This window comes from Kaistella sp. (assembly GCF_041824135.1).
Taxonomy (GTDB): Bacteria; Bacteroidota; Bacteroidia; order Flavobacteriales; family Weeksellaceae; genus Kaistella.
In genome coordinates this window covers 1-17261 of the sequence record NZ_JBGZYM010000041.1, presented here as the reverse complement: position 1 = coordinate 17261, position 17261 = coordinate 1, and the positions used below count along the sequence as shown (strand labels likewise).

Below are 17261 nucleotides of genomic sequence, written 5' to 3'. Positions count from 1 at the left end.
TCGCCTCTTGTGCTACGGATTTCGTCTAATCTTGAATCAATAATTTGTAGGTCGTAAAGTGCTCTTAGTTTGTCTTCCACGGCGATTTCTACTGTTTTTTTAGCCATATTTTATAAAAAATAGTTTACAGGGTTGGTTTTCTCGGTAGATTTTGAGACTGCAAAGGTAGTGAATTTTTGTGATAAAATCTCAACTAAATGCTCAGTAACAAATTGTTCAGATTCAAAATGGCCGATGTCGCAGATCAAAATTTTGTCTTCTCCTTGAAAATAATCATGATATTTAAGATCACCAGTTAAATAAGCGTCACAATTTTGAGAAATTGCAGCTCCTATTCCACTGGCGCCACTTCCACCCAAAACTCCTATCCTTTTAATTTTTTTATTGGTGAAATTGGAATGGCGAATAGCTTTTAAATTAAATTTATCTTTAACCAAAATTAAAAATTGTTCTTCATCCATCGCTACTTCCAATTCGCCAAATCTTCCTGAGCCCAAAAATTGATTTTCATTTTCTAACTGAATAATTTGATACGCCACTTCTTCGTAAGGATGCACTGATTTCATCGCAGCTAAAATTTGATTCTTTTTATAACTTTCGTAAATAACAGAAATTGCAACTTCATCTGAATTTTCCTGAATATCATGCTTTCCCGAAAAGGGACTTGAACCTTCAATCGGTCTGAAAGTACCACTTCCTGAAACCGAGAAACTACATTCATCATAAAAACCAATATTACCAGCACCTGCTTCGAACAAAGCATTTTTTACCTTTTCTGAAAAATCTTGTGGTACAAAAACTTGCAGTTGATGAAGTTGTTGTTGTTTTGGCATTAGAACTTTTTGATTTTTCAATCCAAGCTCTTGGCAGATTCTATAATTCACGCCAAAGAAATCATTGTCGAACGCCGTATGGATCGCATAAATAGCAATCTTATTTTCAATCGCTTTTAGAATTGACTTTTCTACATAATTTTTACCTGTAATTGATTTTAATCCTGAAAAAATAATCGGATGAAAAGTCACGATCAAATTAAATCCTTTAGCAACCGCCTCATCCACTACATTTTCTAAGGCATCATGACAGACCAAAATTCCCGATACTTCTCGCTCTAAATTTCCGCAAAGCAAACCTACGTTGTCAAAATCTTCAGCTTGCGCCAAAGGAATAGTACTTTTTAAGACAGAAATTACTTCGTTAACGGTCATTTTGTTATGTTTGCAACGAATTTAAGGATTAAATTTGTAATTATATCGCGAATATCAATGGAAAGAGAACATAATTTTATGCCGGAGCGCGTCCGCTGGAAACGTAAACTGTTCCGGATTATTTTCAAATCGGATACCAAATTGGGTAAACTTTTTGACATTTTTTTACTGATACTGATCGTTCTCAGCACGTTCATCGTTATGATGGAAAGTGTGCGAATTTTTGATGCGAAGCTTCACAATGTCTTTGTAATTGTCGAGATCGTTATCACCGCGGTTTTTACGGTGGAATATATATTGAGAGTGATGACCATTAAAAATAAGAAAGACTATATATTTAGTTTTTTCGGAATCATCGATTTTCTCGCAATCCTTCCTTTTTATTTAAGTTTATTTATTCCGCTCACCAAGTATTTCTTAATTATAAGAATGCTTAGAATGTTGAGGATCTTTAGAATTTTAAATTTAATGGATTTTATGAACGATGGGTATTTCATCGTTCGGGCTTTAAAAAACAGTTCTAGAAAAATCTATATTTTCTTGTTGTTCTTAATGATTTTCTCGGTCATCGTTGGTTCAATGATGTTTATGGTTGAAGGTCATAGAGAAGGTTTTGAAAGCATTCCGCAAAGTGTTTACTGGGCAGTTGTTACTGTTACTACCGTTGGTTACGGTGACGTTTCACCAGGAACACCATTGGGGAAATTTCTATCAGTGTTATTAATGCTTGCAGGTTATTCAATCATTGCAGTTCCGACCGGAATTGTGACGGCGGAAATGCGAAACAAACGCCAAGAAATCGGCAAGATGTGTGATCGCTGTGGCAATAATGACATTGATGATGATTCTAGATTTTGCAAAATCTGCGGTGAGAAAATAGTATAATAAAAAAGGTGCATTGTAGTAATGCACCTTCCCTTTTTTTCAATCACTTGTTTCTTTTAAATTAATCTTAAATCTGCTGAGAAAAACCAAAAAATCATCATTTGTGTTGGTTAATGGTTAGTAGTTTTTACCCTGTTATAAGATTAACTATTATTAAAACTTTTAAATTTCACATGAGATTTAATTTAAAATCCAATTTTCAACCTGTTGTGTTTTCTAAGTTTAAAATAATAAGGAAATAAATTTCTATCCAATGTCTTTCTTTTTCTTGAACAAATATAGGGCATTGGAGTTCCACTTTCCGCAGTTAAAACACCTTTTCTTTTATAGTATATTTAACCTAATCGTTAAGAGTTAGCCGATATATACTGCACAAAAAAAGCACCTCAATTAATTGAAGTGCTATGTAATTCGAACTGGTTTTCTTACGATTATCTTTCTAAACTGGTATTCACTTTTACCAATTTTACGTCAAATATCAACCAAGCATTTGGTGGAATAATTCCTCCTGCGCCATTCGCTCCATATCCAAGTTCTGATGGAATTAGCAATGTTGCAGATTCGCCTTCTTTTAATAGTAGAATTCCTTCGTCCCAACCTTTAATGACCTGTCCTACTCCAATTGGAATTTCAATCGGCTCATTTCTTTTGAAAGAAGAATCGAATTCTGTCCCGTCAACTAATTTTCCTGCATAGTGTACAGAAACATTATCTCCAACGTTGGCTTTCTTACCATCAGTTGCTTCCGTGATTTTGTAGTATAATCCAGATGGAGTTGCCTGCATCGTCGCTTTCAAATCATCAACCAATTTCTGTTGATTAGCTGCGAATTCTTCTGCTTTCTTTTTCTTATCAGCTTCTATTTTATCAAGAATAGCTTTGTTATTTTCTTTAATCTTTCCTTTTCCTTCAGAGAAGATTTTAGCGGCGTCGTAAGTTTTGTACTCGTCACCTTTAGAGAAAATGGCCACTTTTTCTAAAACTACATCAGTTCTAGGTTTATCCTGGGCTCCTTTTTCAACCGTAGCGATAGAATCAATCACTTCAAGACCGTTTACCACTTCACCGAAAATAGTGTGTCTACCATCTAAATGAGGAGTCGGAACTTCGGTAATGAAGAATTGAGAACCATTGGTATTTGGTCCTGAATTCGCCATAGAAAGAATTCCTTTTCCTTTATGCTGTAGGTCGTTTTTTTCGTCATCGAATTTGTAACCTGGATCGCCCATTCCTGTTCCTTTAGGATCGCCTCCCTGAATCATAAAGTCTTTGATCACTCGGTGGAAAATGGTTCCGTCATAGAAAGGAACACCTTTCGCTTTCGCTTTGTTATCAATTTTACCTTCAGCTAATCCAACAAAATTGGCAACCGTAACTGGTGCTTTTTCGTCTTCTAGTTTTACAATCATATTTCCTTTTGAAGTTTGGAAATTGGCATAAAGTCCATCTTTAAGACCTGCGTAAGTTTCTTTGTCTACGTTCATTTTTTTATAAATTGGGGTGCAACTTGTTATCGAAATCGCTGCTATCGCGATTAATAAATTCTTTTTTAACATAAATAACAATATTTTTAAAGTACTTTTAATTTAATTATTAAAGGCATATCATTTGAAATCTGATCATTGTCGCCGTAAGTTCCATATCCTAAAGCAGAAGGAATTAATAATGTTACTTCCTGGTTTTTCCCCATGTATCTTAAAGCATCTTCCACGGGTTTCAACTCTTCAAAACGACCAAAAATCACGTTTTTATTCTGTTTCGGAGTTTCGTATAGTTTTTCACAGTCAAAATCGTAAATATCATACTGGTAAGAAATTTCTTCGCCATTACTTTTCCTACTTTGAAGCTGAAGATTTTTATCGTTGACCCAGTAGTTCATACTCATTGGATAGAACGATTCCTGCTGATTTTTAATCCAGTCTTCGATCTGAACCCGTTCTATTTGATTAAGATTTTTGGACCTGTTTTTTGAAATATCCAGATCTTTTTGACTCAATATGCCACCTACCGGCGGATAAGCTGGCGCATGTTTTATACACCCAACTAAAATAAACGAAGAAAACAGGATCAATTTTTTCATAAAAACTTTTGCGAAAATAAGCAATTCGAATCACATTTAAAAACGAAAAAACCGAGAAGAAAGTATTCCCGGTTTTAATTGCAATTTTAATTGAAACTTAAACAGTTTCTAAAATATTTTTCTCTACTAAAACTCTCCATCCAAAAGGATCTTCAGCAACATTGGTTTGAAGATCAACCAAATCTTTTTGAAGCGTTAAGGCAAAACTATCTTCTAGAGATAATAATGGCAATTCTAATTTTTCACCTTGGTATCCGATTGCTTTGAAAACCGTTGTAACAACTGCTGTCCCAACACCCCAAACTTCTTTAAGAGAACCGTTTTTGTGAGCTTCAACTACTGCTTTTACAGATATCGGTTCTACTTTCAAATCAATTCCTCTTTTTTGAGCTAACTGTATAAAACTGTCTCTGGTAACGCCGTCTAAGATTTTTTCTGAAGTCGGTGGCGTGTAAATCGTGTCATTAATTCTAACGAATACATTCATTGTTCCACTCTCTTCGAAATATTCATGCGTAGAATCATCAGTCCAGATAATTTGCTCGTAACCTTCGTCGTTAGCCAATTTTGTTGGGTAGAAAGAGGCAGCATAATTACCAGCAGCTTTTGCGAAACCTACTCCACCGTTTGCCGCTCTGGAATAATAATCTGAAATTTTTACCGAAACTGGCGCTGAATAATAACTTTTGGCAGGTGTTGCCACAATTGCAAACATATATTTATTAGCGATTCTTGCTTTTAATGCTTCTTCTGTAGCGAAAATAAGCGGACGAATATATAATGAGTTTCCTTCTCCGAAAGGAATCCAATCTCTATCTAAATCAACCAAAGCTTTTAAACCTTCTAAAAATACTTCCGCCGGAATTTCTGGCATTGCAAGTCTGGTCGCAGATTTATTAATTCTCGAAAAATTCTTTTCGGGTCTAAAAATAAAAACTTGACCATCTTTGTCTTTATAAGCTTTCATACCTTCGAAACACGCTTGTCCGTAGTTAACTCCCATCATTGCTGGAGTGAAAGGAAGCGGTCCGTAAGGCATTAGTTTTACATCACCCCATTTTCCATCTTCATATTCACAAATAATCATATGATCACTAAACATATTTCCAAAAGAAAAGTTCTCTGGATCAAATTCGGAAATTCTTGGATGAGTAGATTTTTGAATTATCATTTTTAAAATTTTTATTGATGTTCTACAAATTTATAATAATTTTTTAAATATCAAAATTTTAAATTAATTTTGGAAAAAATTGTCATGGAAAGAGAAATAAGAACCACATCAGACGGAAGCAAAACATTATATATCAATGATTTAAATGAAAACTATCATTCCCATCACGGAGCCCTTCAAGAAGCTCAACATGTATTTATTGATAATGGCTTTAATTTAATATATGATTATGAAATTAACATTTTAGAACTTGGTTTAGGAACAGGTCTTAATGTTTTAGTCACAATTGATGAGTTTATGAAAACTGATAAAAATCATATCATCCATTATTTTACTATAGAAAAATATCCCGTAAATGAAGAAGAAGTTAAAGAATTAGATTACGCCTCTATTTTTCAAAAACCAGAAATGGATGAAATTAATCAACGAATTCACAGCTGTAACTGGAATGAATCGATCGAAATAATACCCAATTTTTTTCTTACGAAATATCACTGTGATTTCTTTGAACTCGAGAGTATTGAAATGCCGAAAATCAATTTGGTTTATTTTGACTGTTTCGGTGCGAGAGTACAACCCGATTTATGGGAAAAGCCGATATTCGAAATGGTCGCGAACAAAATGAAAATAGGTGGATTACTGACCACCTACTCCTCTAAAGGTAGTGTTAGACGTATTTTAAAAGAACTTAATTTTAATGTTGAAAAGAAAGCCGGACCTCCAGGAAAACGCGAAATGATTAATGCTATTAAGAATTAAGAGATTTTTTAAAAATTCCTAACTTTGTTTCTGTTCAAAAAAAATAAGAAAAATTATGATTGATAAAATAAATGTGAGAGTCTATGCCACAATTGTGAAAGATAATAAAGTACTTGTTTTACATGAGGAATATGTTGGTGAGCAGCTCATGAAGTTTCCTGGCGGAGGTTTAGAATTTGGCGAAAGTGTCCTGGAATGCGTTCAAAGAGAATTGGATGAGGAACTCAATGTTAAAGTTAAGAATATTGAACATTTATATACCCAAGAAGATTTTTTGGTGTCGAAATTCAGAAATAGTGAACAACTTCTAACTATTTATTATCTCGCAGAAATGATCGATGAAAATGAACTCTTAATTATGGATCCGTGTATCGACAAAATAGAATGGGTTTCCCTCGAGACCGAAGAAAACCCATTTCCTTTACCAATTGATAAAATTGTTTTCGATGTCCTAAAGAAAAAATTTCTATAAAACTTCGTTTAAAATTTTCGCCAATCTCAAGCCTCCATATAATAATTGACGCTCAACTAGAGGTTGAAATTTATAATTATAATCGTAGGAATAATTAGAGTCTGGTTTGGAATTCGCGTAGATTCTGTTTGCCGCTTTTTGACTGTCATACAACCAATCTTCTAACGTTCCCAGCTGAATCGTTTTGACTTCTTCTTTCGATTTTACGTCTAAAACTCTTGCATATTCTGTATAACTGTATTTTTCGAAATCTACCATTTTCGAATCCCATAAAGAATGTAAATTGGTTGATGCTCCAAAATAATTTAATTTAATTCTATTTCCTCCCAAATCCTCAAAACGCCCAACATGCATTGGTTGAGCAGCGTCGCCAGCCAAATGAATCAAAAATCTTAAAGCGATTTCCCGATCTTGAGGTGATGTTTTTTTATCTTTAATTTGGTCAGAAAGAACTTTAATCTGAGTGTAAATATTCGGGCCTTGTTGTGCCTTTAAACTGTCTGTAAATTGTTTAATATTACTTTGAGGACTCACATTTACGTAATGCCAACGTTCTGTAGGTTTCCAAACTCCGGTGGTATCTGCTTTGATATTATCCGGCCAATTCGCCCAATAGGCTAATTTTTGATCGCCAATAATTTTCTTTAAACTTCTTTTTGATTTACCTGAAAGATGATTTTGTGCAATTTCTGCAATAACTCTGTGACCGGTTGTTCCCCATGAATAACCGAAGTTAAAACTCAATAAAGCAACTGCCAACATTGAGTTTTTTAAAATTTTGTTCATATTATTTTTTAACTTTAAAGGTAAGATACCCAGGATAAGGTTGCAAATATCCGCTATTCCAATTACTTTGGAGCAATGATTCTATAAATTCATCACTTCTATTTACATGTGGATCGTAAGGTTCTTTTAGACTTACATCTGCAATATTGCCTTTGACATTCCACCAAAAAGCGCTCCACCCTCCTCGGAGTTCTTTAATAATGTCGTACACCGTTTTGCCGGTAGCACGATTCATTAATTTAGCAAAAACTCTTCCTTCAGTGGTTGTTAAATCCCTCAGTTGTATCTCGTATTGATTGGCTAAATCATTTTGCCGTTGACTCACATATTTCTTTTGAGAAGTTTTATCAAGCGTCTGCATTTCGTCCTGAATATCTTCATATTGTTCCAGAGCCGTCAAAAAAAGTGGATAAACGCGATTCAGTTTTTTATTAAGAAAATAATAATAATTTTGATCAAGTTGATTGTTGAACCGTGGTTTATTCTTTAACATTAGCTCGTCCATCACCACAACGTTTTCGCCATCTATTTCATAGATTCTTGCCTTCTGACTCGCATCATAGTAATATTTATTTCCATATTCGTCTGTTTTAAGAAGTTCAGGTGGGTATTGGCTAATTGGTTTTAAGGTCGTTAAATCCTGTTGCGCGTTTACATGAAGTCCGAAAAACAGAAGAAATAATAAGATCAGTTTGTTAAAATTCATTATTTTTACCTTCTATAAAATCAAAATTTAACCTAACAAAATTCATTCCTTTCTCATGAAATTTGAAGACAAATCAATAAAGTTTTTAGAAACTTATTTAAACACCGCATCTCCAACAGGTTATGAACATAATGGCCAGAAAATCTGGATGGATTATTTAAAACCCTACGTTGATAAAATCGAAGTAGATCATTACGGTACTTGTTACGGAATCATTAACCCTGACGCAGAATTCAGAGTTGTCATAGAAGCACACGCTGATGAAATTTCCTGGTACGTTAATTATATCACTGATGAAGGTCTCATTTATGTTATTAGAAATGGTGGCTCGGATCAAATGATCGCGCCTTCTAAAGTGGTTCATTTACATGGTGAAAAAGGAGTTGTAAAAGGAGTTTTTGGCTGGCCAGCAATTCATACCAGAGGGGTTAACTCTGATGAACCTGTTCCGAAATTAGATAATATTTTCATCGATTGTGGATGTTCCACTAAAAAAGAAGTCGAAGAATTAGGTGTTTTCGTAGGCACTATGATCACGTATCCTGATGAATTCTTTCAGTTGAATGATAAATATTTTGTTTCTCGCGCCTTGGATAACCGAGTTGGCGGATTCATGATCGCTGAAGTGGCGAGATTATTAAAGGAGAACAAAAAGAAACTTCCATTCGGATTATACATTACGAATTCTGTTCAGGAAGAAGTAGGTTTATACGGCGCCAATATGATCGCAGATACCATTAAACCGAATATCGCAATTATTACCGATGTTACCCACGACACTTCTACTCCAATGATCGAAAAGAAGAAAGAAGGCGACACTAAATGTGGTGACGGTCCGGTTATTTTCTTTGCTCCTAGCATTCATCACAACATTCGCGAATTAATTGTAGAAACAGCAAAAACAAAAAAGATTCCTTTCCAAAGAGCAGCAGCCAGTAGAGCAACGGGAACGGATACGGATGCTTTTGCTCACTCCAACGGCGGTGTTCCTTCAGCTTTAATTTCACTTCCGTTACGTTATATGCACACGACGGTGGAAATGGTCGCGCAGGATGATGTAGCAAATGTGATCCAGTTGATCTATGAAACTTTACTAAAAATAAAACCAGATATGTCTTTAAAATATCATTAAAACGTGAAAGAACATTTTAAAGATTTATATACAAGACCAACTTTTGTTTCTATTGTTGGAATGATCAGCTTCTTTCCATTATTATTAGTAACCCTTTATCTTCTATTATTCGTCGATTTGGGCGGTGGCGGGAGTTTAGGAGTTGTTTTGTTATTAATAGGTCTTTTATTCTTAATTTTATTGATAACAGTAGACAGAGTTTTATTAAAAGTAATCAATCGGTTTTGGCTTTCGATATATGAAGCAATTATAATTATTAGTTATCTTGTCGACTATTATATTACCCATAACAACAGCTTTTCCATAGGCTAAATATAAAAAGTAAAAAATGAAAACAAAATTAATCTCACCTTCACTTCTTTCTGCAGATTTTGGGAATTTGCAACGAGACATTGAAATGTTGAATAAATCTCAAGCCGACTGGCTTCACGTAGATGTGATGGATGGACGATTCGTTCCTAATATTTCGTTTGGGTTTCCGGTAATGAAAACCGTGCAGCAACACGCAAATAAATTTGTTGACGTACATTTAATGATCGTAGAACCTGAAAAGTATGTAGAAGAATTTATTGAATATGGTGCCGATTTAATCTCTGTACATTATGAAGCTTGTGTTCATCTGAACAGAACGATTAATCTTATTCAGGAAAAAGGAGCTAAAGCGGGCGTCGTTTTAAATCCTTCGACACCTGTTTTAATGTTGGAAGATATTATTGCTGATGTAGATCTTGTTTTAATAATGAGCGTAAATCCAGGATTTGGTGGACAGAAATTCATTGAAAACACCTACAAGAAAATCGCTGAAACTAAAGATTTAATTCTATCGAACAATTCTACGGCTTTAATTCAAATTGATGGTGGCGTGAATCTGGACAATGCTGCTAAACTCTTCGAGGCAGGAGCAGATGTTCTGGTCGCCGGAAATGCTGTGTTTTCTTCTGAAGATCCTGCAAGAACAATTGAATTACTGAAGTTATAAAATTGTAGAAATATTTGTAAAAACAGAAAACCCTTTTAGCGGAAACTAAAAGGGTTTGTTTTTAAAATCCTGCATCAAAAATTTGATATCAGATATTTATTTTTTTTTAGAAAATTTCTCTTCCAGAGAAGTGGAAACTTGCTTCAATTAAAGCATTTTCGTCTGAATCTGAACCGTGTACAGCATTCTCACCTACGCTTCTTGCAAACATTTTTCTAATCGTTCCTTCCGCAGCATCTGCTGGATTAGTTGCGCCGATTAAAGTTCTGAAATCTTCAACTGCATTGTCTTTTTCCAAAACTGCAGCAACGATAGGTCCTGAACTCATAAAGTCAACCAACTCTCCGTAGAAAGGTCTTTCAGCATGAACCTCGTAGAATTTTTTCGCATCTGCATTTGTAAGCTGTGTCAATTTCAAAGCTTTCACTTTGTAACCAGCCTCTGAAATTTTTCCTAAAATAGCACCAATATGTCCATCTGCTACAGCATCTGGTTTGATCATGGTGAATGTAATTTTGCCTGACATAAATCTTGTTTTATTGTGGCGCAAAAGTACAAAAATTTTTATATATTTGTACCGAAAATTCTTACCGAGAGCTGTCAAATTTATTTGGCACGGAAGTTGTAAATTTATTTCCGATTCTCATGTTTAATTTGAGTTTTCATGGTTATTAGTTTTTACCCAGCTTCGGCTGGGTTTTTTTATACCGCAGAATTCTCTTCTGCTTCCTCCATGATTTTTAAGTAAGTAATATAACGGGTTTCCTCGATATCACCTTCTTCGATGGCTTCCAAAACGGCACACTTCGGTTCATTGATGTGCATACAGTTGTGAAATTTACATTTTCTACCCGTTTTAAATATCTCCGGAAAGTAATGTTGAATTTCTTCTTTCTCAACGTCGATCATTGCAAATTCGCGGACACCAGGCGTATCGATAACGCTTCCTCCAAATTTCCAAAAATGCATTTGGGCAAAAGTCGTGGTATGTTTTCCTTTTAAATGCGTCGAGGAGATTTCAGAAGTTTTGATATTGACTCCAGGTTGCATGGCATTGACCAAAGTAGATTTACCACTTCCTGAATGTCCAAAAAAGACAGAAACTTTATCTTTGATCCTATTTTTTAATACTTCTAAATTCAACATTGAGTACGAAGAAATCTCTAAAGTTTCGTAGCCTATATTTTGATAAAGTGCCTCTATTTCGATGGTGATCTCCTTTTCTTCCTCAGAAAGAACATCCATTTTATTGAATAAAATTAGTGGCTTTATGTTGTATGCTTCGCAGCAGGCCAAAAATCGGTCTAGAAAACCATAAGAGGTTTCAGGATGTTTGAGCGTGAAAATAAAACATGCAATATCAATATTAGACGCGATGATATGAGCTTCCTTAGAAAGATTAACTGCTTTCCGAATCAGATAATTTTTGCGCGGTTCGATTTTAGTGATCCAGGCAACATCATCCTGTTCCAAAGAAAATTCAACCAGATCGCCTACCGCAAGCGGATTGGTCAATCTGGTTTTTATCAGTTTAAATTTACCCCGAATTCTCGCCTCGAAAAATCTTCCGGTTTCATGTTCTAAAACCTGGTACCAACTTCCGGTGGATTTTGTGATGAGTCCTTTCACGAATTATTATTGACGAAAATTATATTTGAAAATTATATTAAATACTATTCTGAACTTCAATTGATTCTTCATGAATAGCTTTGAAAACTTTTTCAATAAATTCTGCCGACATTCCAGATTCATCCGCTTTTTGAGTCGCGTATTCTGTAATTACCTTCCATCTTTCTGGTTGGAAAATAGCGATATTATTGTCTTTTTTCAGACTTCCGATCTGCTCAGAAACCTTCATTCTTTGCGATAACAATTCAATCAACTGAAAATCTAAGTCAGAAATTAAAGTTCTATGACGTCCCATTTCTCCATCAAACGCTGAAATATCAGAATTTCTAACTTGTAGATTTTGCAATAAATCAGACAGTGTTTCAGGCGTAATTTGTTGTGCAGCGTCACTCCATGCATCATCAGGTGAACAGTGTGTTTCAATCATCATTCCTTCGTAACCAACGTTCAAAGCTTCCTGCGCGATTCCTGCCAAGCCAATCCTGTTCCCACAAATATGCGATGGATCCACCAACATTGGAATATTAGGATATTGATTTTTAAAGTCTAAAGCAATCTGCCAGTTAGGAATATTTCTATATTTCGTTTTTTGGTACGTTGAGAAACCACGGTGAAGAACGCCTAAATTTTTAACATCCTGACCTAATAATCTTTCTAAAGCACCGATCCATAAAGCTAAATCTGGATTAACCGGATTCTTAACTAACACTGGTTTATCCGTTCCTTTTAAAGCTTCTGCAATTTCTTGCACCGTGAAAGGGTTCACGGTAGAACGCGCACCGATCCACAAAATGTCAACATCTGCTTCTAAAGCGGCAGCAACGTGATGTGCATTTGCAACTTCGGTCGCCGTTTTAAATCCGTACTCCTCTTTAACTTTTTTCAACCAGTTCAAACCGATCACTCCTACTCCTTCAAAACCGTTTGGTTTTGTTCTAGGTTTCCAGATTCCGGCACGGAAAATTGGAACGTCAGCATTTGATTCTTTGATTCGTTTTCCGGTTTCAAGCATCTGTGCTTCACTTTCTGCACTGCAAGGACCGGCAATAATTAACGGTTTGGAAAATTCTTTAATCCAGTTGTTTTCTAAGCTCTGTAAGTTCATATTATCGATTGAGAAGTATTATAATTAATTAAAATCCAATTTAAAGAGATCGTCTAATTCTTTGAGGACTGGATTTATTTCGGCAAATTTATCGAAAATCTTTCGTTTAGTGATAATTTCTTTTTTCATGGTAATGTCAACTGAAAATTCAACGCTAATATTGAAATGGTTGACCTTGTGCATAAAATGATTAAAGAAATCTGACCGTATTTTATCAAATTCTACTTTTGCAGATTCTGATGGATACGTTACTACAACTATATTCTCTTCTTTCTTTTTTAGCTTAAAAGAATTGATCGCATTGTAAACGATGATGTCTTTCTCCTGAAGTTCTAACAAGAATTTTTTCCATTCATTTTGTAAATCAGTTTCGCTGAAATGCTGACTTGGTAAATCTTTCTTCGTAGAATCGATTATTTTCTCCGGCGCTTCTTCTGATTTTGTTAAAGCTGCACTGATGCTAAATTGAGATGGTTTTTTCGGTAGTCCGATCGGTTCAGAAGTTTTAAGAACAACTTTCTTAATTTCCTCAGGAATTTCTTTGGGAGTTTCTTTAGGCAATTCTTTAGCAACTGGAGAAGTAATGATTACTTCAGAACTAAGAAATGGCGCTAAAATCAGATACTTTTTTTTTTAGGATCTGCCGTGTTTGCAGATAAGGAAGAAAGTTGCATCAAAGCAATTTCTACAGTCAAGCGAGGATTCTTGGAATTTTTATAATTAATGTCGGCATGATTGCAAATTTCAATGGCATCAACTAATTGCTGAGCGTTCCATTTTTTGCTTTGCTCCAGAAACTTAATTTTAGTCTTTTCACCAACCTCAATCAAACTTACCGTTTGTGGATTTTGTGCCATCATTAAATCACGGAAATGGCTTCCTAAACCTGCAATAAAAATATGCGGATCAAATCCTTTTTTAATAATTTCATTTAAAGCAAATAAAGTTTCAGAGATTTTATTCTCGTGTGCTAAATCTACAATAGAAAGATATTGTTCGTAATCCAGAACATTCAAAACTTCAGCTGCTTTTGCTAACGTAATATTTTTCTGCGAAAAAGTGGAAAGTCTATCAAAGATTGAAAGCGCGTCGCGAAGTGCTCCATCTGCTTTTTGAGCAATTAAATAAAGAGCGTCGTCTTCATATTGAATTCCTTCCTTCTCTGCTATTTTCTGCAAATGAATCTGGATATCCTCAATGGTGATTCGCTTGAAATCATAGATCTGACAACGTGATAATATTGTAGGAATGATCTTATGCTTTTCGGTCGTTGCCAAGATAAAAATTGCGTGCGCTGGCGGTTCTTCCAAAGTTTTCAAAAAGGCATTAAAAGCCGCTTGAGACAACATATGAACCTCGTCGATAATATAGATCTTATATTTCCCAACTTGAGGTGCGAACCGAACTTGGTCGGTCAGTTCCCGAATGTCGTTAACTGAATTATTGGAAGCCGCATCGAGTTCGAAAATATTGTATGCGAAACCATCTTCTGAAGTTGAACCGTCTCGCTCATTAATTTTTCGGGCAAGAATTCTGGCACAGGTCGTTTTACCAACTCCTCTTGGTCCACAAAAAAGTAAAGCTTGAGCCAATTGATTTTCTTCGATGGCGTGTTCCAGAGTTTCTGTAATATGACCTTGCCCAACAACAGTATCAAACTCTTGCGGACGGTATTTTCTTGCAGAAACAACGAAATTTTCCATTGGTCAAAAATAGGAAAATAAATGAGAATATAAAATAGAAGCCGTGAATAATTATGGCTAAAATCTTCTAAAATTGCTATCGATATAAGAGTCAATGATTCTAGCAATAAAAAAAACTCTCAAAACTTTTGATTTTGAGAGTTGATTCTATTTCTTTTCGATCTAAATCTAAATTTTGAATACGGCCGACTCTGCAGCCCGGCTTGAATGAAGCTCTTTTTGCAAAACGCAAGTGGAGCAAAAAAGCGGGAATGGAAGACGGAAATGTCTGCCCAAATAAATAGCAAAAACTACTTAGTTAATTTTGCCTTCGTCCAAAATTTCGCGCATCTGATATTCCTGGACCAATTCGATCGCATTGGTTACAACGTCGCTCAATGCGGTAATGAATGTGCCATCTTCTGCCATGCTCATCGCATGTTTCAAGGCTTCAATCTCTTTTGGAATGCATTCATAACTTACCGTACTATCGGATTCCTGAATTCCGGAAATGATTAAATCATTGATTTCTTCTTCGGTTCTGCCACGCAAATGTTTTTCATTTCTGATGATGATATAATCAAACATACGCCCAGCAATTTTACCACATTCCCTGATATCTTCATCACGACGGTCGCCTACTCCGGAAATAATTCCGATCTTTTTGGTGGCTTCCACGTTGCTTAGATAATCTTCAATGGCTTCGTAACCTGCTGGATTATGTGCAAAGTCGATTAAGACGTGAAATTTTTTGAATTTAAAAATATTCAATCTTCCCGGCATCAACATCGGACTTGGAATAAAAGTCCGCAGTGAATTTGCGATATCTTCAATTTCGAAACCGTATAAATAAGTTGCTAAACTGGCTGCCAAAACATTAGAGATCATGAACTTGGCCTTCCCTTCCATCGTAATCGGAATATTGTTCGCTTTGGCGACCCGAATTTTCCAATCTCCTTTTTTTATAGTGATAAAACCTTCTTCATACACACAAGTCACTTTGCCTTCTTTGGCGAACTTCTTAATATGAGGATTGTTTTCATCTAAACTGAAAATAGCGATTTTTGAATCCAAATCGGGCATCAATCTCATTGAATAAGCATCGTCTGCATTTAAAACACTCCAACCATCTTTTTTCACCGAATCCATGACGACTCTTTTGACTTTGGTTAAGTCTTTTAAATTATGAATATCATTCATTCCCAAATGATCCTCTTTAATATTGGTTAAAACACCGATATCACAAGAACTGAAGCCTAAACCAGAACGTAGAATTCCACCTCGTGCGGTTTCTAAAACGGCAAATTCTACGGTAGGATCTTTTAGTATAAATTCAGCAGAGATCGGACCTGTTGTGTCTCCTTTGGTCAACATGGTATTCTGAATATAGATTCCATCAGACGTGGTGAAGCCTACTCTAAAGCCATTATTTTTTACAATGTGAGAAATTAATCGTGTCGTGGTAGTTTTACCATTAGTTCCCGTTACCGCAATAATCGGAACACGAACAGGTTTCCCTTGTGGATATAACATATCAACCACTGGCGCGGCAACGTTTCTTGGTAAACCTTCACTCGGAGCCAAGTGCATTCTAAATCCTGGCGCAGCATTTACCTCTAAAATTGCCCCGCCACTTTCTCTTAAAGGCTGAGTTAGATTTTCTGCCATAATGTCGATTCCAGCAACATCTAAACCGATGATCCTGGAAACTCTTTCCGCCATGACAATATTTTCTGGATGAACCATGTCGGTGACATCAATCGAAGTTCCTCCTGTTGATAGATTCGCAGTCGATTTTAAATAAACGATTTCACCGTTTTTAGGAACCGTTTCTAAAGTATAATGTAATTTTTCTAAAAGTTCATTGGTATCTTTATCAACCAAGATTTCGGTCAAAACATTTTCGTGTCCATATCCTCTTCTTGGATCTAGATTTTCTTTATCGATTAATTCCTGAATACTTAGATCACCATCTCCAATAATATGAGCAGGAACGCGTCTGGCAGCAGCAACCATTTTATGATTAATCACCAAAATACGGAAATCATATCCGGTAATGTATCTTTCTACAATTACCTTTTGAGAAAAGTTCTGAGCGTGCGCCAATCCTACGATCGCAGTCTCAACATCATTTACATTAATGGAAGAACCTTTACCATGGTTTCCATCTAATGGCTTTAAAACAAGTGGATATCCAATTTTTTCAATAACTCTTACCAAACCTTCTTCATCATGTACCAAATCTCCAGTCGGAACCGGGATGGCCGCTTCATCAAGCATTTTCTTGGTCAGTTCTTTATTACAGGCAATATCAACTGCAATTGAACTTGTATTTCCTGTAATCGTTGCTTGAAATCTGGTTTGATTCACCCCATATCCTAATTGAACCAGTGAATTTCTTCCCAATCTAATCCAAGGGATATTTCTAGCAACCGCTTCCTGAACAATGCTTCCAGTAGATGGTCCTAATCTTTCACGCTCGCGCGTTTCTTTTAAATTTCTGATGCAATCTTCAAGACTGTAATCACGAGCTTCGATTAAACATCTGGCGATCTCTACCGATTGCTCGGCCGAGTAAATTCCAGAATTTTCCTCTAAATAACTAAAGACCACATTATAGACACCAGGAGTTTTTGTTTCCCGTGTTCTACCAAAACCAGTATCCAT

17 protein-coding genes are annotated in these 17261 nt (G+C 35.6%); 5 read left to right on the top strand and 12 right to left on the bottom strand.

Annotation, left to right across the window (positions count from 1 at the left end):
- Window positions 1–110: 110 nt before the first annotated feature.
- Entirely contained in the window at window positions 111–1208 is a 1098-nt protein-coding gene (locus ACEYOS_RS04615) for a Nif3-like dinuclear metal center hexameric protein (protein ID WP_373709327.1), read from the bottom strand.
- Window positions 1209–1265: 57 nt separating this feature from the next.
- On the opposite strand from ACEYOS_RS04615, the gene ACEYOS_RS04610 reads away from it, so the two are divergent.
- A complete protein-coding gene (locus ACEYOS_RS04610) occupies window positions 1266–2093 on the top strand; it encodes an ion transporter (protein ID WP_373709326.1) in 828 nt (275 codons plus the stop codon).
- 431 nt (window positions 2094–2524) lie between these two features.
- Here the strand turns inward: ACEYOS_RS04610 and ACEYOS_RS04605 are convergent, their stop codons facing one another.
- The 3 genes from ACEYOS_RS04605 to ACEYOS_RS04595 all read right to left on the bottom strand — a co-directional run bounded on the left by ACEYOS_RS04605 (window position 2525) and on the right by ACEYOS_RS04595 (window position 5344).
- The gene (locus ACEYOS_RS04605) at window positions 2525–3577 is read right to left on the bottom strand and encodes a peptidylprolyl isomerase (RefSeq protein ID WP_373709325.1); all 1053 of its coding nucleotides are present in this window, start codon (window positions 3575–3577) and stop codon (window positions 2525–2527) included.
- 86 nt (window positions 3578–3663) lie between these two features.
- The gene (locus tag ACEYOS_RS04600) at window positions 3664–4173 is read right to left on the bottom strand and encodes an FKBP-type peptidyl-prolyl cis-trans isomerase (protein ID WP_373709324.1); all 510 of its coding nucleotides are present in this window, start codon (window positions 4171–4173) and stop codon (window positions 3664–3666) included.
- Between the two features lie 97 nt (window positions 4174–4270).
- Window positions 4271–5344 carry a branched-chain amino acid aminotransferase gene (locus ACEYOS_RS04595; protein WP_373709323.1) on the bottom strand — a complete coding sequence of 358 codons (1074 nt, stop codon included), beginning with the start codon at window positions 5342–5344 and terminating at the stop codon, window positions 4271–4273.
- A gap of 84 nt (window positions 5345–5428) precedes the next feature.
- Between ACEYOS_RS04595 and mnmD the strand changes: the two genes are divergently transcribed.
- Both mnmD and ACEYOS_RS04585 read left to right on the top strand, forming a co-directional pair.
- Entirely contained in the window at window positions 5429–6103 is a 675-nt protein-coding gene (gene mnmD / locus ACEYOS_RS04590) for a tRNA (5-methylaminomethyl-2-thiouridine)(34)-methyltransferase MnmD (RefSeq protein ID WP_373709322.1), read from the top strand.
- 55 nt (window positions 6104–6158) lie between these two features.
- Window positions 6159–6575 carry an NUDIX hydrolase gene (locus tag ACEYOS_RS04585; protein WP_373709321.1) on the top strand — a complete coding sequence of 139 codons (417 nt, stop codon included), beginning with the start codon at window positions 6159–6161 and terminating at the stop codon, window positions 6573–6575.
- Here the strand turns inward: ACEYOS_RS04585 and ACEYOS_RS04580 are convergent.
- The gene (locus ACEYOS_RS04580; protein WP_373709320.1) at window positions 6570–7361 is read right to left on the bottom strand and encodes a S1/P1 nuclease; all 792 of its coding nucleotides are present in this window, start codon (window positions 7359–7361) and stop codon (window positions 6570–6572) included. The genes ACEYOS_RS04585 and ACEYOS_RS04580 overlap by 6 nt on opposite strands.
- A gap of 1 nt (window position 7362) precedes the next feature.
- Window positions 7363–8067, bottom strand: coding sequence for a DUF4294 domain-containing protein (locus ACEYOS_RS04575; RefSeq protein WP_373709319.1), 705 nt, complete (start codon window positions 8065–8067; stop codon window positions 7363–7365).
- Between the two features lie 55 nt (window positions 8068–8122).
- Here ACEYOS_RS04575 and ACEYOS_RS04570 point away from each other — a divergent pair, with 55 nt between their 5' ends.
- Together ACEYOS_RS04570 and rpe are read left to right on the top strand one after the other, a co-directional pair.
- Window positions 8123–9199, top strand: a complete 1077-nt coding sequence (locus ACEYOS_RS04570) for a M42 family metallopeptidase (protein ID WP_373709318.1) — start codon at window positions 8123–8125, stop codon at window positions 9197–9199.
- A 328-nt stretch (window positions 9200–9527) separates the two neighbouring features.
- Window positions 9528–10178 carry a ribulose-phosphate 3-epimerase gene (gene rpe, locus ACEYOS_RS04565; protein ID WP_373709317.1) on the top strand — a complete coding sequence of 217 codons (651 nt, stop codon included), beginning with the start codon at window positions 9528–9530 and terminating at the stop codon, window positions 10176–10178.
- A 106-nt stretch (window positions 10179–10284) separates the two neighbouring features.
- Here the strand turns inward: rpe and ACEYOS_RS04560 are convergent, their stop codons facing one another.
- From ACEYOS_RS04560 to cphA, 6 genes are all read right to left on the bottom strand, one after another.
- Complete coding sequence (locus ACEYOS_RS04560; RefSeq protein ID WP_193812617.1) at window positions 10285–10704, bottom strand: nucleoside-diphosphate kinase; 420 nt, start codon at window positions 10702–10704, stop codon at window positions 10285–10287.
- A 176-nt stretch (window positions 10705–10880) separates the two neighbouring features.
- Window positions 10881–11807, bottom strand: a complete 927-nt coding sequence (rsgA, locus tag ACEYOS_RS04555) for a ribosome small subunit-dependent GTPase A (protein WP_373709316.1) — start codon at window positions 11805–11807, stop codon at window positions 10881–10883.
- A gap of 37 nt (window positions 11808–11844) precedes the next feature.
- Window positions 11845–12912 carry a chorismate mutase gene (locus tag ACEYOS_RS04550; RefSeq protein WP_373709315.1) on the bottom strand — a complete coding sequence of 356 codons (1068 nt, stop codon included), beginning with the start codon at window positions 12910–12912 and terminating at the stop codon, window positions 11845–11847.
- A gap of 24 nt (window positions 12913–12936) precedes the next feature.
- Window positions 12937–13473: a hypothetical protein gene (locus ACEYOS_RS04545; RefSeq protein WP_373709314.1), complete on the bottom strand. Its 537-nt coding sequence runs from the start codon at window positions 13471–13473 to the stop codon at window positions 12937–12939.
- A gap of 56 nt (window positions 13474–13529) precedes the next feature.
- Window positions 13530–14615, bottom strand: a complete 1086-nt coding sequence (gene dnaX / locus ACEYOS_RS04540; RefSeq protein ID WP_373709313.1) for a DNA polymerase III subunit gamma/tau — start codon at window positions 14613–14615, stop codon at window positions 13530–13532.
- 294 nt (window positions 14616–14909) lie between these two features.
- Window positions 14910–17261: cyanophycin synthetase (cphA, locus tag ACEYOS_RS04535; RefSeq protein ID WP_373797523.1), on the bottom strand; the 2352-nt coding region annotated here is incomplete at its 5' end.

What these genes read in the sequence shown, in the direction of transcription:
- ACEYOS_RS04575 (WP_373709319.1), bottom strand. Translation starts at nt 8,067, where the DNA reads ATGAATTTTAACAAACTGATCTTATTATTTCTTCTGTTTTTCGGACTT.
- mnmD (WP_373709322.1), top strand. Translation starts at nt 5,429, where the DNA reads ATGGAAAGAGAAATAAGAACCACATCAGACGGAAGCAAAACATTATAT.
- ACEYOS_RS04560 (WP_193812617.1), bottom strand. Translation starts at nt 10,704, where the DNA reads ATGTCAGGCAAAATTACATTCACCATGATCAAACCAGATGCTGTAGCA.
- rpe (WP_373709317.1), top strand. Translation starts at nt 9,528, where the DNA reads ATGAAAACAAAATTAATCTCACCTTCACTTCTTTCTGCAGATTTTGGG.
- ACEYOS_RS04550 (WP_373709315.1), bottom strand. Translation starts at nt 12,912, where the DNA reads ATGAACTTACAGAGCTTAGAAAACAACTGGATTAAAGAATTTTCCAAA.
- ACEYOS_RS04610 (WP_373709326.1), top strand. Translation starts at nt 1,266, where the DNA reads ATGGAAAGAGAACATAATTTTATGCCGGAGCGCGTCCGCTGGAAACGT.
- ACEYOS_RS04605 (WP_373709325.1), bottom strand. Translation starts at nt 3,577, where the DNA reads ATGAACGTAGACAAAGAAACTTACGCAGGTCTTAAAGATGGACTTTAT.
- ACEYOS_RS04570 (WP_373709318.1), top strand. Translation starts at nt 8,123, where the DNA reads ATGAAATTTGAAGACAAATCAATAAAGTTTTTAGAAACTTATTTAAAC.
- ACEYOS_RS04600 (WP_373709324.1), bottom strand. Translation starts at nt 4,173, where the DNA reads ATGAAAAAATTGATCCTGTTTTCTTCGTTTATTTTAGTTGGGTGTATA.
- ACEYOS_RS04615 (WP_373709327.1), bottom strand. Translation starts at nt 1,208, where the DNA reads ATGACCGTTAACGAAGTAATTTCTGTCTTAAAAAGTACTATTCCTTTG.
- dnaX (WP_373709313.1), bottom strand. Translation starts at nt 14,615, where the DNA reads ATGGAAAATTTCGTTGTTTCTGCAAGAAAATACCGTCCGCAAGAGTTT.
- ACEYOS_RS04595 (WP_373709323.1), bottom strand. Translation starts at nt 5,344, where the DNA reads ATGATAATTCAAAAATCTACTCATCCAAGAATTTCCGAATTTGATCCA.
- ACEYOS_RS04580 (WP_373709320.1), bottom strand. Translation starts at nt 7,361, where the DNA reads ATGAACAAAATTTTAAAAAACTCAATGTTGGCAGTTGCTTTATTGAGT.
- ACEYOS_RS04585 (WP_373709321.1), top strand. Translation starts at nt 6,159, where the DNA reads ATGATTGATAAAATAAATGTGAGAGTCTATGCCACAATTGTGAAAGAT.